Origin of the sequence: Actinoplanes sp. CA-051413, from assembly GCF_050955795.1 — a bacterium.
Lineage (GTDB): Bacteria > Actinomycetota > Actinomycetes > Mycobacteriales > Micromonosporaceae > Actinoplanes.
Map to the genome: position 1 here is coordinate 25879 of NZ_CP192101.1, position 13057 is coordinate 38935.

At 66.9% G+C, this 13057-nt stretch carries 16 protein-coding genes; 6 read left to right on the forward strand and 10 right to left on the reverse strand.

Annotated features, from left to right (window positions below; genetic code table 11):
* Positions 1–136: 136 nt before the first annotated feature.
* Positions 137–748: a PIN domain-containing protein gene (locus tag ACQP2Y_RS46795; protein ID WP_433732584.1), complete on the reverse strand. Its 612-nt coding sequence runs from the start codon at positions 746–748 to the stop codon at positions 137–139.
* A 46-nt stretch (positions 749–794) separates the two neighbouring features.
* A complete protein-coding gene (locus tag ACQP2Y_RS46800; protein WP_433732586.1) occupies positions 795–1265 on the reverse strand; it encodes an excisionase family DNA-binding protein in 471 nt (156 codons plus the stop codon).
* A gap of 806 nt (positions 1266–2071) precedes the next feature.
* On the opposite strand from ACQP2Y_RS46800, the gene ACQP2Y_RS46805 reads away from it, so the two are divergent.
* The 3 genes from ACQP2Y_RS46805 to ACQP2Y_RS46815 all read left to right on the forward strand — a co-directional run bounded on the left by ACQP2Y_RS46805 (position 2072) and on the right by ACQP2Y_RS46815 (position 4063).
* Positions 2072–2275, forward strand: coding sequence for a hypothetical protein (locus ACQP2Y_RS46805; RefSeq protein ID WP_433732483.1), 204 nt, complete (start codon positions 2072–2074; stop codon positions 2273–2275).
* Positions 2276–2402: 127 nt separating this feature from the next.
* A complete protein-coding gene (locus tag ACQP2Y_RS46810) occupies positions 2403–2990 on the forward strand; it encodes an RNA polymerase sigma factor (RefSeq protein WP_433732485.1) in 588 nt (195 codons plus the stop codon).
* On the forward strand, positions 2987–4063 hold the full coding sequence (locus ACQP2Y_RS46815; RefSeq protein ID WP_433732487.1) for a hypothetical protein: 1077 nt from the start codon (positions 2987–2989) through the stop codon (positions 4061–4063). Before ACQP2Y_RS46810 ends, ACQP2Y_RS46815 begins: the two co-directional genes overlap by 4 nt.
* A gap of 741 nt (positions 4064–4804) precedes the next feature.
* On the opposite strand, the gene ACQP2Y_RS46820 is transcribed toward ACQP2Y_RS46815, so the two are convergent.
* Together ACQP2Y_RS46820 and ACQP2Y_RS46825 are read right to left on the reverse strand one after the other, a co-directional pair.
* A complete protein-coding gene (locus ACQP2Y_RS46820) occupies positions 4805–5713 on the reverse strand; it encodes a hypothetical protein (RefSeq protein ID WP_433732489.1) in 909 nt (302 codons plus the stop codon).
* Positions 5700–6530 (reverse strand): hypothetical protein, encoded by an 831-nt coding sequence (locus tag ACQP2Y_RS46825; protein ID WP_433732491.1) that lies wholly within the window; start codon positions 6528–6530, stop codon positions 5700–5702. The genes ACQP2Y_RS46820 and ACQP2Y_RS46825 overlap by 14 nt, the downstream gene beginning before the upstream one ends.
* Before the next feature lie 243 nt (positions 6531–6773).
* On the opposite strand from ACQP2Y_RS46825, the gene ACQP2Y_RS46830 reads away from it, so the two are divergent.
* Together ACQP2Y_RS46830 and ACQP2Y_RS46835 are read left to right on the forward strand one after the other, a co-directional pair.
* Positions 6774–6968 carry a hypothetical protein gene (locus tag ACQP2Y_RS46830; protein ID WP_433732493.1) on the forward strand — a complete coding sequence of 65 codons (195 nt, stop codon included), beginning with the start codon at positions 6774–6776 and terminating at the stop codon, positions 6966–6968.
* An 831-nt stretch (positions 6969–7799) separates the two neighbouring features.
* Complete coding sequence (locus ACQP2Y_RS46835; RefSeq protein ID WP_433732495.1) at positions 7800–8300, forward strand: hypothetical protein; 501 nt, start codon at positions 7800–7802, stop codon at positions 8298–8300.
* 121 nt (positions 8301–8421) lie between these two features.
* Here the strand turns inward: ACQP2Y_RS46835 and ACQP2Y_RS46840 are convergent, their stop codons facing one another.
* A complete protein-coding gene (locus ACQP2Y_RS46840) occupies positions 8422–8979 on the reverse strand; it encodes a recombinase family protein (RefSeq protein WP_433732497.1) in 558 nt (185 codons plus the stop codon).
* Between the two features lie 139 nt (positions 8980–9118).
* Between ACQP2Y_RS46840 and ACQP2Y_RS46845 the strand changes: the two genes are divergently transcribed.
* Positions 9119–9334, forward strand: a complete 216-nt coding sequence (locus tag ACQP2Y_RS46845) for a hypothetical protein (protein WP_433732499.1) — start codon at positions 9119–9121, stop codon at positions 9332–9334.
* Positions 9335–9402: 68 nt separating this feature from the next.
* Here ACQP2Y_RS46845 and ACQP2Y_RS46850 read toward each other — a convergent pair whose 3' ends face one another.
* From ACQP2Y_RS46850 to ACQP2Y_RS46870, 5 genes are all read right to left on the reverse strand, one after another.
* Positions 9403–10560, reverse strand: a complete 1158-nt coding sequence (locus tag ACQP2Y_RS46850) for a hypothetical protein (protein WP_433732501.1) — start codon at positions 10558–10560, stop codon at positions 9403–9405.
* Between the two features lie 322 nt (positions 10561–10882).
* Positions 10883–11050 carry a hypothetical protein gene (locus ACQP2Y_RS46855; protein ID WP_433732503.1) on the reverse strand — a complete coding sequence of 56 codons (168 nt, stop codon included), beginning with the start codon at positions 11048–11050 and terminating at the stop codon, positions 10883–10885.
* Positions 11047–11754 (reverse strand): hypothetical protein, encoded by a 708-nt coding sequence (locus tag ACQP2Y_RS46860; protein WP_433732505.1) that lies wholly within the window; start codon positions 11752–11754, stop codon positions 11047–11049. The genes ACQP2Y_RS46855 and ACQP2Y_RS46860 overlap by 4 nt, the downstream gene beginning before the upstream one ends.
* Before the next feature lie 364 nt (positions 11755–12118).
* Positions 12119–12382, reverse strand: coding sequence for a hypothetical protein (locus ACQP2Y_RS46865; RefSeq protein ID WP_433732507.1), 264 nt, complete (start codon positions 12380–12382; stop codon positions 12119–12121).
* 134 nt (positions 12383–12516) lie between these two features.
* Positions 12517–12999 carry a tyrosine-type recombinase/integrase gene (locus ACQP2Y_RS46870; protein ID WP_433732588.1) on the reverse strand — a complete coding sequence of 161 codons (483 nt, stop codon included), beginning with the start codon at positions 12997–12999 and terminating at the stop codon, positions 12517–12519.
* Positions 13000–13057: the final 58 nt, after the last annotated feature.

The following is a 13057-nucleotide window of genomic DNA, read 5'->3' on the forward strand; positions in this document are numbered from 1 at the left end:
AGCGGTGTACTTCGCGGGCAGCCGGGGCGCCGAGCACCTACAGACGGCATCCAGGTGGATCAGCCTGTACGCGGTAGGCGCCCGCAAGTTCCGTCCGCGCCGAGGGGTTCGCGCCTAGGATGCCGCCGACAGTGACTCACCAGATTCGGAAGCGCTCATCGGTACGAAGCAAGAATGAGAAGCGCTTTGCTCCTGCCTTCTCAAGACTTTCCAAGCTCGAGTCTGCCGCGGTGTCTTCATCGACCCGGTCTCGGTGCTGGAAGTACATGACCTGGGACAGGTAGCGCCGCCGGACGAGTTCGGGATACCGCTCGGCGATCATGCAGAGGAAGTCGTCGACGTGCAGCACGGTGATGCCGGCATCGATTTCGTCGAGGCACCGCTGGAAGTTGGCGACGTCGCCGTCACAGGTAATGAGGAAATCAACTTGACCGGCATAGGCGGCGGCGAGCACATGATGATCGTTTGGGTCTGCTGGGCGCGGGACGGACTGGGGATCCCAGTGCGTCACTTTGGCCTGGGGGAAGTTCTCGTCCATCTTTTCGCGCCAGCGCTCGATCCGCCGTTCCGGGGCATCAGGGTAGTTGCGGCGCAGATGATAGAAGGCCTCGGCCAGGACGGCTTCGCTCCACCGCAGATCGAAGGCCGTATAGCCGCTGTCGAGAGCCATCATTACCAGCCAATCCCGCAGGCAGCGCGAGTACAGCACGTTGGCATCGAGGAACACAGTGAGAGGCACCGGCAGCACTCAGCCAGGCTACCGATGCCGCGCACTGAAAGCGATGGGGTGGTTGCTACTCGTAGATACCCAGCTCGTCCTGCTCGGCCATCATCGCCTCGTAGGCCTGACGCTGCTGTGCGACGCGTTGGCGGCGATAGGCCAGCACGTCGGTCAGTGCCACCCGCCGGTGAGTACCGACCCTGTGCGAGGCAATCTCACTCTTGTCGAGCAGAGCAATCAGAGTCGGCCGAGACACGCCCAAGACCCGTGCGGCCTCGCTGGTGGTTAGCTTTCGGGCAACTTCGCTGACAACCACGCCGTCTCCGCGGTCAAGGACGGCACACACTTGCCTCAGCAAATCGACCACCAGCTCAGGCACGGCAACAGAGCCGGTGCCGCCAGCATTCAAGCGAACCTCTTCGCCGTCAAGCCGTGAGATGAGCGCGAGCACCGCCTTCAGAGAGTCATGCTCCGGGCTGCCTGGACGGCTGGCGGCTTCGGAGAGCTGGATGGCCTTGGCGGCGAGCGTCGTGGTGGTGCTCATGGTCTACCCCTTACTGCGGAGCCCTGTGTGTATGAGGCTCGTACGTCAAGCTTCGAACACATGCGCAGTATCTGCAAGTGCCTTTAACTTATTTCACTTAAAAGCACCCTAGCCGAGATCGTACTGCTGCGCTGCACGCGGCCGCTCAGATCGCTACCTGGCGGCCCTGCTGATCGGATACGCCGCTCGTCACCTGCCAAGCCACCGGCGCTGGCCGGCCTGTTCCCCCGGCCCGGTGGCATCCGGCGTGGCGCGACTATTGCTGCGGTCGTTCGACCTCGCTGGTCATCGCGTTACTCGCCGAGGCGATGAGCACAGGCGCGTGAGCCGCGATCGTGGGCATGCCGACCTTCGGAGCGCTCGCCGCCGCTGAGGCAGGCGTACCGCTGGAGCACTTGGCGCTGATTCCCGAGCCTGGCCCTGACTGGCCCACCGTGGCGTCCGCGGCCGTCGACGGCATGGACATCGTCGTTGTGGCCACCCCCGACACGGTGGCCGGCAGCGTGACCCGCGCCCTGATGAACCGGGCCTGGCAGTCAGGCCTACTTGATCGCAGCCATCGCGGGTTCGTGCAACGCCTCGATCTTGACGTCGGCGGCTATCTAGGGACCAGCAGCGTCAAACGGTCTCGCCGCGCTACGTGGTCGCCCAGCGAGGTCGGCAGTAAGGCGCGGCCGGTTGGAGCGCCTGCCCCTAAGCGGCGAGCGTGACCCGCTTACCGCGAAGTCTCGACGGAAGCCTCACGATCTTGGGTGCCGGTGGACCTCTCCATGTGAAAGCAGGGCTCCCGTTCGAAAGGAACCGCCATGACCGTCGCTGCATCCCCCCAGCCGCCGGCCGAACGCCCGGGCCGGGCCGCCTCCGTGTCGGCCGTCCTGCTGCTGGAAAGCGCCGTCGCCAGCGTGGTCGGGGCGTTCCTCGCCACCGGCTCGATTCCGGCAACAGTGATCGCCGCGGTGGTCGCGATCATCTCCGTCGCCCTGGTCCTATGGTTCCTGACCCAGCGCTGACCAGGCCTGGAAGAAGAATTCTAAGAAAGTTTGGCGTCACGCCTCACGTCCGGCCGCGTTACAGGACCAACCCTTGTGACGCGGCCATACCGTTGGCCGCCACACCCGCCGAGGGGAGGCTGGCCGAGTGGAGGCAGACAACGGCGTAGCGCAAGCTACGGTCACGCCGCCTGTGGAGGTTCGCAATACCCCGCCCGTCGGGTTCACGAAGTTCTACCGTGAGCATTTCCGCACCCTGATGAAGACCGCGATGTACGCCGGCGCCACCAAGGAGCAGGCCGAAGAGGCCACCCAGAAGGCCATGCACGAGGTCCTGCGGCGCTGGGACGACATCGGCGACCGGGTGGCCTACGGCTGCCGCGCCGTGATCAGCAACTTCATCAAGGCCAAGACCCACGGTCTGGACCGTCTCCGGGTCCGGCAGGTCGAACGCGGCGCAGGCACCGCCCTCGGCCGTGAGGACGCCGCCCTAACTCTGTGGGAAGACAGCGAATGGGTTCTCGGCCTGCTGAACTCCTTGCCCACCGAGCAGCGCAAGGTCATGGCGTTCGTGGTCGACGGCTTTAGCTCGTCGGAGATCGCGGCGATGCTCGGACGCTCACCGGAAGCGGTGAGACAGAGCCTGCTCGAAGCCCGTAAGCGTCTCAAACAGGCCATCAAGGACGAGAGGGCGGCGGAACAAGACGCCGGCTCCATGAGGAAGGAGGCCCGATGACCATCGACGACCCGACCTCGAAGCCTTCCAGCGAAGAGTTCCGGGAGACCTTCGACCTCGTCGACCGCGTCGTCGACCAGGTCGAGGACCAGCACATCGAGGAACAGCTCACCAAGCTGCTCGAAAATGCCGGGATGGACGTGTCGGCCTCAATGTCCGGCGCGGCATGGGGAGAGCTCGACGGACTTCCGGATTTCGAGATGCCATTCTCGGCTGCCATGCGCCTGGAGGAGGTCGCTTGCCAGCTGCGAGAGGCCGAGGCGAAGCTGGCCGCCGCCGAGGCGGCCGTGGAAGCCGCGCAAACCCGGGCGATCGTGGAGATGCGACAGGCCAACTACGCAGCCCGCTTCGCGGCCAGGCACCGCGAGAAGGCAGCGGCCGCGGTCGAAAGCATGGACGCCTACGTCAACACCGCGCTCGGACGCGCGCAGGAAATCCTCGACAAGGCACACGAGGACGCCCGGAAGATCCTGGAAGCCGCCGAGAAGCGCGCGACGGAGACCCAGGCAGAAGCGGAACGTGCTACAAGGGCGACGGCCCCGACCACAAATTGGCACTCAGCACTGTCTTACGCGATCAAGCATCTGATCGACCACGCCGATGCCCCCACGGCAAGGGAAGTATTGGAAGCACTGGCGACATACGACAGCGCGACTCCCGCAAGGAACACCGCAGACACCGAGACATCGGACCACCAACGCCGGCCCAACCTCGAGGACTGGGGGAGGGCATACCTGGGACACCTGAAGAGGGCGAACCTGCCCGCCCAGCCTTCTGGGCAGGGCCAGCTGGCTCTCTACTGTGCGGGGCTCTATCAACCCAGGCACCTGGTACCGGACGAGGAGCACAACGCTTCGCAGGTCTCCAATCTGCTCATCCTGGGACACGGGCTCAACCAGTACTGGCGGGCGGAGTCGGCATCGGAGCCCGAACCCGTCTACCTGCAATTGGTGGCGGAAAGGTGCAGCGAATCCTCATCCAAGACCAGTTCACAGTCAGCGGGACCGCCTGAGGACGACGAGCCGCCCGAGGATGCTCGTTGCGCGACAGCCGGACATGGAGTCAGCGACTGACGACCGGGCCGCCCTCCGAACGGAAGGTGGCCCGGCTCGGCCCACCTTTACAGCCGACCCCCGGTCGCCGGCACTGATCGACGACCTGAGCCGGCTGTGCGGTGTGGTTGCACTCCTGCGTCACCCAGTGGGACGACCACGCACGGCCGCCGGACTGAAGCGGTCGGCAGCCCATCCCAGCGGTCAGCGGCCGGACGCGGTCGCCTTCGGGCGCCGGGCGGGCCACAGCCGTAGAGCCACACCGACGGCGAGGAGCCGCAGCCCCAGCAGGACGGTCGCCGCGATCGACGGCCCGGTCACAGGCATCGGCCGGCGGCGGATTCGTCCTGCCGATCGAGGACTGACCGCCCTTTCGCCGGCGACGAGCTGGAGCCCTCCCCGCGCTGGGGAAGGCTCCAGCTCCTACTGCACCGGGCGTAGAGGGGTTACCGAACCGCCGCTGTAGCCGGTATCGGCCGGCATGTGCCACTTGATGTGGCGGGCGGGGTTGGTCACCCAGGAGCCGCATGCCGGGCACTCGAAGCCGGGCGGCGCGCCCCACGGGCCTCTCTGCGGTTCAGGGGCGGGGTCGGGCTTCTGCTCGGTCTTGCGACTTGCCGCCTCCCACAAGGGCACCCAGACCGACGCGAAGGTACGAGTGTCCACATCCAGGTGCTCGGCGAGCTTCTCGAGCCGGTCACGGCCAGGGGCCAGTTCAGGCCGCTCTTGGTCCGGGGGCGCTCTACCCGGTCTGGCCCGACCTCACGGACCATCGCTCTCATGGGTCAAACCGATGGCCCGGGCCTGTGCGCCCCACCCACCGAGCGCCCCGGAGGCAGGCCCTCCCTGGCCGACCTCCCCGGCCTGCCGGTGCCACTGGGCGTGCAACGCGGGGTCGACCACCCAGCTGCCGCAGGCCGGGCAGGTGTGGCCCGAACCCGTGACGGTCGGTGCCACGCTCGGCGCCGCGGTCGGGGCTGGCTCGGTCGCGGTCCGCTCGCGCATCCCGCCCGGCCTGCGCCGCAACGTGTTCGCCGCAGTCCAAAGATGGAACCACTCCCCGATGACGGTCTGCGTCGGCACCCCGAGCTCGGCAGCGAGCCCCTCGACCAGCGGCCAGGAGGGCACCATTTTGCCGGCGAACACCTTGGACAGCGTGCCCTTGCTGTAGTGGACGGCCTCGCTCAGCACGGCCAACGACGGCTTGCCCGCGTTCACATACGCGAAAGTCAGGCGTTCGGCCAGCTCCCGCAGCGCGGTCTCCGGGTCCATCAGTCTGGCCCGCACGCGAGCCGCTTCATGCTCCAGCGCCAGAACCTCGTTGGACGGCCGGCGGAAGGTGGCGAATTGGGCGGGTTCACCGCTGGACGCCGGCTCGACAGGGTGCGGTGCCGGTTCGGCAGGGTGCGGTTCCACCGTGGGGACCGATGTCGGAGTGAGATCATCCAGCTGACTGGCATATCCCAGGGTGAGGAACACGTTGGTCAGGTCAGCTTCGGCCTGCTGTCGTTGTTCTCCGGTTCCGCAGGCTATGAGCTGGCGCAGCTCGGCGATGCGCCGGACGGCTTCCACTTGGTCGCGCGGCGTGCGGCGGCGTAGTTCCCGGGCTCCCGGCGATCCGAGGGACGACTGTTCGAGTAGCGCCTCAAAACTCTCGTCATGCTCGCCCATCGGAATCACCTCGCTTCCTGGTCATGGCTTTCTTGATTTTTTCCGCCCGGGCTCTCGTCCGGTACAGGATGCCCTCTACCGCTCGGTCGGTAGGCAGGTCGAGCAGCTCAGCGATCTCTTCGTGGCTGTAGCCGAGCAGGCGGAGCGCGACCACCGGTGCAGTCCGCCCGTCGAGACTGCGGATGACGTCCCTGACGTGCATGTCGCTCGGCACCGTCGCCGCGGGGTCGCTGAGCGGGTCGAGCAGCGGCCCTGTCTTGACGGCCGTCTCATGGGTCGCCCGGTTGTACCGAGACCGGTAGGCGCGGTGCTGGCGGAACTCGTTGGGGAACACGTACTTGGTCGCACCCACGAAGTAGGTGGGCAGGCTGGCCCCGCCGTCGCTCGTCCAGCCGCCGCCGACGAGGGCCTGGTCGCGGAACTTCGGCAGCGTGACTGCGACTGTCATGTTCGCCAGCTCTTCGCGGACATCGGAGTCGCGAACCAGTTCCTCCAGCTCGTACTCGGTTGGGTCGAGGTGGAACCCCAGAGTCGCGGTCGCCTTGAAGATGTAGCCGGAGTGCATCCAACCGCGTAGCACCGAGATCCCGTACGCAGCGAGTTCCTGCTCGAACCGGCGGTATCGAGCGCCGGCGAAGTTCTCCTCGGCCAGGGCGTCGCGCAGTCTCTGGTCGGCGAGGCGCCGGCGCAGATTGTCGCGCTGACAGGCGATGTCCTGCGCCTGTACTGCATCCGAAATGCCCGTGAGCTCGTCGAAGTTTTTCCATCGGCCAGGTTGTAGTGGCGGCACGTCGTCGGCGGTGGGCTCCTCGTCCACCGTCTGATCGTCGTGCCCAGCCACCCCGCCGCCGCCCTTTCGGTCGTCTCGCCTTGCTGTGCCCGACCTATCGCAACCAGGCGAACAGCACCGTGAATGACCTTTCCTAGGTGCACCCGCCGCAGGGAGCCCACGGACTTCCCCTAACTTTTTTCCACGAGTTTCTCCCGGCCGATCCATGGGGTGACCTGCGCATACGTACCTACTACTTGGCGTTAGCCACACAATCCCTGGAGGTACATCATGCCCCCCACACCGCCTGCACCGCTGTTGACCGTCCGCGCCGCGGTCATCCTGCTGCTCGCCCTTGTGATCGGTGTCCTGGCGGGCTTCCTGTCGTACCACGTCGACGGTTCCCTACCAGGCGCGGTGCTGTGGGGAGGCGGTGCCGCGGGCGCGTCGATCGTGCTGTTTCACAGCATCGTCGGCCTCAACTAACCATGGCCTCCACCCCCGGCAGCCTGGTTTGCGCACCACGGAACCAGGCTGCCGGTGTCTGTGGGGCCTCGAGTGCTCTGGCGGCTGCGCTCGCGAGAGATGCGCACCCGCCACTTGCGCCGGCCACAAGGTCTACCAGTTTTCGCCAGCAGGGTGGGAGGGGAGCAGGGCGATGCGATTACCGCGTACGCCCGCTGAGCCGCGATCCGGCCGGGTCGCCATTCAGGGCCTGAGGAAGCCACCCAGCACGGTCGCGTCCGGCGACCAGATCGTCGAGTACCGGCAGGGGGCGCGTGCCAGGACCTGCTCCGGTCGACGCAGAGCTGCAGCCCGGCCGTACGGAACCGAGTCTCATGCGTGGTAGTCGGCAGCCCACGCGGCGCATCTTGGCAAGCCGCACGCTTTTCGAACTCAGTCCGCGGCGTTACCAGCAAAGTGCAGGACGGCCAAAACGAGCAGGACTGTGCTACCGAAGGCTGCTCCACCCGTCAGGATCGAGGTAGGCGGGTTCAGTCCACCGACCCAAGCCAGCAGCCCAGCGGCGATGCCGACCAACGCGGCGGTCAGAGCCGTAACCGCGAGCCAGAGACCACGAGCAGTGGGATTCGTCAACGTAAGGCCCTTCAAAGGATGAGATTCCAGCAGGCGCTCGCTGCGCCACTGTTTCCATCGTCGGGGACCATCAAAAGTGGTTGACCTGCGAAGACACGGTAAGGACAAGTGATGTCTACGGTTGGCAACCATGTGTCAAAGAGTGCCGATACATGGTGTCTTTAGACTTAGGTTGTCATCACGGGTCGGCTTGAGACGAAACGGGACACCATGCCAAGGATGCTGCGGATGCCGACGAAGGCGCAGTTGCCCGAAGGACCGCACCGCGCGTTCGTCGAGGAACTCTTCTCGCACTATCGTGAGGCCGGTCGACCACCTCTGCGCACCATCTCCAACTGGATCAAAAACAACGCCGACGCGCGGAACCTAAGCGGCACTGCGAGCACTGAGACGATCCGCCGTGTCCTCACCGGCATAACCATCCCGCGCATCTGGCCCACCGTGGACACCATCCTCGAGGCGCTCTGCGGCATCGCCGGCCGCGACCCAAACGAGCAACGCTGGGGGGAGTACAGCAATGATTCCGAGTCGTTTCGAGCCGCGGTGAAGAGGCACTGGAACGCCATGCTCGACGACTACGAGCAGGACGAAGAGATGCCGACTCTGCCGCCGCGCCGGGATCCTCAGCTGTGGCAACAGCGCTCGGGCTTCGAAGACCCATGGGCAACCGCGCCAGCACGAGCAGCCTCCGCCGCGTTCGACGACGAGCCGCCCTTCTAACTTGCCCGCATACGGCGGTGTCATCGTTGCCAAGCCCGCTCACCTAGCCTCGAGGGAAGGCAGCGGTCCCGGCCGACTTCTGCCGGATGCTGTTGAGAGCTGGATCGGCAGTTCCGGCTGGTCAGTCGGCAATGGCCGTGCGCAGGTAGCTGTAAACCGTCTCGCGGCTGATGCCGAACTCCCGAGCCAGCACGGACTTTTTCTCGCCTGCGGCGACGCGCTCGCGCAGCTGCTGCGCCTGCTCGGAGGTGAGCGCCGGCTTGCGGCCGGTGTACACGCCGCGCTGCTTGGCCACGGCGATGCCCTCACGCTGGCGTTCCAGGATCAGGGCGCGCTCGAACTCGGCGAACGCTCCCATGACGCTGAGTAGCAGGGTGGCCATCGGTGAGTCCTCGCCGGTGAACGTTAGGCCTTCCTTGACGAACTCCACCCGCACCCCCTTGCCGGTCAGGGTGCGTACGAGCCGGCGCAGGTCGTCGAGGTTGCGGGCAAGGCGGTCCATCGAGTGCACAAGCACCGTGTCGCCGTCACGGACGAACGCGATCATCTCATCGAGTTTCGGCCGGGTGGTGTCCTTGCCGGACGCCTTGTCGGTGAAGACCCGCTCAACCTCGACCCCGTCGAGCTGTCGGACGGTGTTCTGGTCGACGGTGCTGACTCTGACGTATCCGACGCGCATCGTCTGGTCCTCTCCCGACGTGTTCTGTCGAGCTGGACTCTATAAAGTCACCGGACATGCGTCAAGAAATGCCCAAGGGTACCCTATTCTGACGACATCTGATGCCCGTGATGAATGTGGTGTTGGGGTGTACCCCAAAATGGCACCATCCATATCCCGCCAGCTTCATCAAGACATCCGCGACCTGGGCGACGTCGCCCAGACCGTTCGCGCCCAGCACCACCTGATCCAGGCGCTGTCGATCATCCAGTCGCAGCACACCGAGCTGCTGCACGCCCAGGGCGACGCGATCACGTCCCTGCGCCGCGAGCACACCGCGAAGCTCGACCAGATCATCACGATGCTGACCGGCTGATCGACCACCCGAACGGTCCGGCCGACCAGTATTCACTCAAGCGCGCGGCGGCTCCCAGGTCCGGAGGCTCAAGCGACGGCGTACAGGGTGATGGCACCGTCTGGAGTGGGACCGGGCGTCCACTGCAGGCCGGTGACCTGATCTTTGAACTTGACGACCTTGTCCGCCCACACTTTCGCCTCGGTGTCGGTCTCCGCGCCGCCGGCTCCGGCAACCCGCGACAGGGTGCGCAGCACCCGCCAGCCGTCCGGGTACTGCATCAGGACGTACTGGGCAACACTGAGGAAGTCGATGTTGAACCATCCGCTGGCCGGCTCCCCGCCGATGGTGGAGTCCCAGCCGATCATCGTCTCGCAGCCGATCACCTGCTCGGCCCACTGCTGAGCCTGCTCGGGGGACAGTGCCGCGGGGTTGTGCCCGAGCAGCGGGCCGACCGCGAGATGGCGGGGACTACGGTGCAGCAGGTACGTCGTCCCGGTTTTGGCCGGGTTCGAGGGCGCCGGCTGTCTCGGCTGCTTTTCGCGTACCTCGGCCAGCGGCACCCACCCGGCCAGGGTGCGGTGATCGTCGAGCACCTGCAGCAGATCGTCGCCGTGCAGCATCGTGTCGGGGTTCAGGGCGTGGGTGACGATGAGCATGACGCCCCCGCGGGCCCGGACCTGTTCGCGGTACGCCTCGTCGGCGTCGCACACGTAGGTCTGCGGGGGCAGGTTCTCCATCGTGAGCGCCACTCCGTCGTCGGCGAGCCGGACGGTGGCCTCCTGGACCGGCCGCTCAGAGAGCTGCCTGGCGTCGTGGACCAGGCCGGCGGCGGTGAACTGGGTCGGCAGCTTCACGTGCCACTGCTCGTCGGCGTCGCGTTCGAGGAACACGGCCTCGAGTCCCGGGTTGAGCAGGTACATCGGCTGCATCACCACCTCGCCGGTGCTGGCGTTGGTCCACGGCAGCATCGGGGTGCGCATCCGGTGGCTCAAGGTGGCTCCGCCGGCCGACGAGACCATGCCGGAGTCGTTCCACTCCGACTTGTGGCAACGACGGTGGTGCAGCGCCGCGCGGGCAAAGACCATCATGTCCGTGACCACCAGCGCCATCGTTGTGCCAGCCAGCGAGCGATTGCAGGTCTGGCAGTCGACCGGGAACAGGCTCGCCATCGTCTCCTCGACGCCGCGCTCACCCAGCCGCTTGACGATGTGCTTGCTGATCGCCACCTCTTGCTGATTCGGCACGGCACTCTCCAACAGATAGTGATCACTATGGATACCCAGCGTCAGAATGCCAGACCAGTACGACAAGACGCATCGATGCGCACCGCTCTCTTCCGTGGGGCCAAGATCAGCGTCAGAGGCGCTTCCGGCCACGGTGGCTACCTGATCCGCGAAGTGTGGAGTACCGAAGTACGGAAGTAACAGAGTCCGTGACTTACGTGGCCCGAAGCCGCCATGGGCAAGTGGCGGGAGTGGAAACGATGAGTTCTGGTCGGATGTGCCGGTCACGGGGACCGGCGCGGGTTACCGCCGTTCCGTGTCCGGCACACCCGACCAGAGCTGTTCAGAGCAGCAACCGCCCGAGGCCCTGGAGCAGGGGCCCGAGGTCGTTGAGGTTGCCGAGCAGCGCGCCGGCCAGCATCCAGCACAGCGACCGGGGGACGGTGAGCTGGATGCGCAGCAGGGGCTCGCGGCCGGGATCGCCGGCCGGGGTCGGTTTCTTCGCGCTCACGCCGTCTCTCCCGCGGGCCGGGCCTGGACCGCCGGACGCAGCAGCCGGGCGGGGCGGTACTCGTAGAACATGGTCGAGCCCGGCGCCGTCAGCGCCGCCTTCTTGAAGCGCTCGCGCTGCTCGATCAGTCCGTGCTCGCGCAGGTTCTTCAGCCCGCGCAGGGTGGTGTCGGCGGACCAGCCGTACCAGGCCGGCATCCACTCGGCGGGGAAGGCGGCCCAGCTGCGTTCGTTGCAGATGGCGAGCAGCATGGCGAGCCCGGGCAGGTTGACCTTCTCGTCGTAGCCCTTGGTCCAGAACGCGATGGGCAGTTGCAGGTAGGCGTCCTTGTCGGCGATCCCGGGCCGGGTGTACTCCTTGCCGCTGCCGTCCTCGCGCAGCAGCGTGACGGCGATGTTGCGGCTGCCCTTGGTGCGGTGGCACTCGATCAGGCCCTTGTCCTGCAGCCGGCCCATGGTCCGCCACGCCGCGGTCCGGGCGGCGGCGTGCTCGGCGCCGGTGTGCGCGTCGAACAGCCGGGCCCAGACCAGGCTGTCCAGCTCCGTGGTCCAGGTGCCCTGCTCGGTGGTGTTGCTGCTGGCCGCCACGATCATCAGGTAGGCGCGCAGCCCGCGCAGGTCGCCCGCGGTGATGAACGGCGCGAGCAGCCCGGGCCGGGTCTCGGCGCTCTGAGGCAGCTGGACGAACACCTTGCGCAGGGGCACGGCGGCGCGTTTAGCTCGGATGAGCAAGGCGCTTCGGGTCTGCCCCCCGGTGACGGGGGCCGGACGCTTGCTGAATGAGGTCTGCTTCGTTTGCTTGGTCATGGGGCACAGTCTTGCCGTACGACCTTCGACGAACAAACGAACCATCGATCGGTAAACCGCACGTCGTAGCGGGTGCATTGACGAGCACAAGTGCCGATCACCGAGTGCCGAGAGCCGCTGACGAGACCCGTGCGAGAACCAGTGCAGGGCGGAAGAGCCGGGACAGCGGAAGCCGGACGGCGAAACCGGCGCGCAGCGGTGACCACCTCAGCGCAGGACCGGGACCATGTGGCCCCGGTCCTGGCGAACCGGACACAATAGGTCAAATCTTCGTCGCGCGGCTGCGAGGCCAGCGCATCATGCGCGTCACGGCCCGCCTGGCACGACGACGGCCAGCATGAACGCAGGCCGCGATCATGCGCCATGCGTGCCGCGACGCCGACCAGAGATCGGGCCCGAACTCGAGCATCTGCCCGGCTGTGTCCAGGACGGTCTGGGCCGGGTCAGGCACCAGGGGCGCGAGGTTCTGCAGAAGGCTGCCGAGGTCTTTGAGAAGGTCCCTGTCGGAAAGCGGCGAGATTGGCACGGAGAGATCCGTGCCGGGCAAGGCCTACGTTGCACTCGCCCCCGGACCGCTTCCGTCCAGTTCCCGCCGACGCCGCTCGAGCTGGCCTGATGCTGTCGAAAAACGACCCGTTGCCGGCACCAGATCAACGCGCGTCACCTGAGGCGGAGCTGACGCCGGGAACTCGTGTCGGCCCGCAATGTCGACAAAGGGTCCTTACTCGGCGTACAGCACGCCGAGGCGGTGCGCGGGCGAGCGGTCAGCGAGCCGCGGTTGCGGTCGTAGCGGCGGGTGGTGCGCGGGTCGGCGTGGCCGAGGAAGTCCTGCACGTCGCGCAGCGGGGCGCCGTCGTCCAGGGCGGCGGTGGCGGCCGAGTGGCGCAGGCTGTGCGGGCTGACCTGCTCGGCGGCGGGCAGGCCAGCGGCGCGGGCCAGTCGCCGGACGATGGCGTAGACGGCCGCCTGGGTCAGCCGCTTCTCACCGCTGGTGACAAGCAGCGGCCCGCGCTCGCCCCGCTGTTCGAGCTGGGCGGATGACAGGCCGTCGATCTCTCGATCTGCCGACGACCACGCCGCCGAGGCGGGTGCCAGGTACACGCCCCCGTTGTCCACCAGGGCCCGAGCGGCGGCGAGAGACATGCCGCGCTCGACAGCTCGCCGCGGCAGGACGCCGGCGCTGAGCTGTCGGCGTACTTGC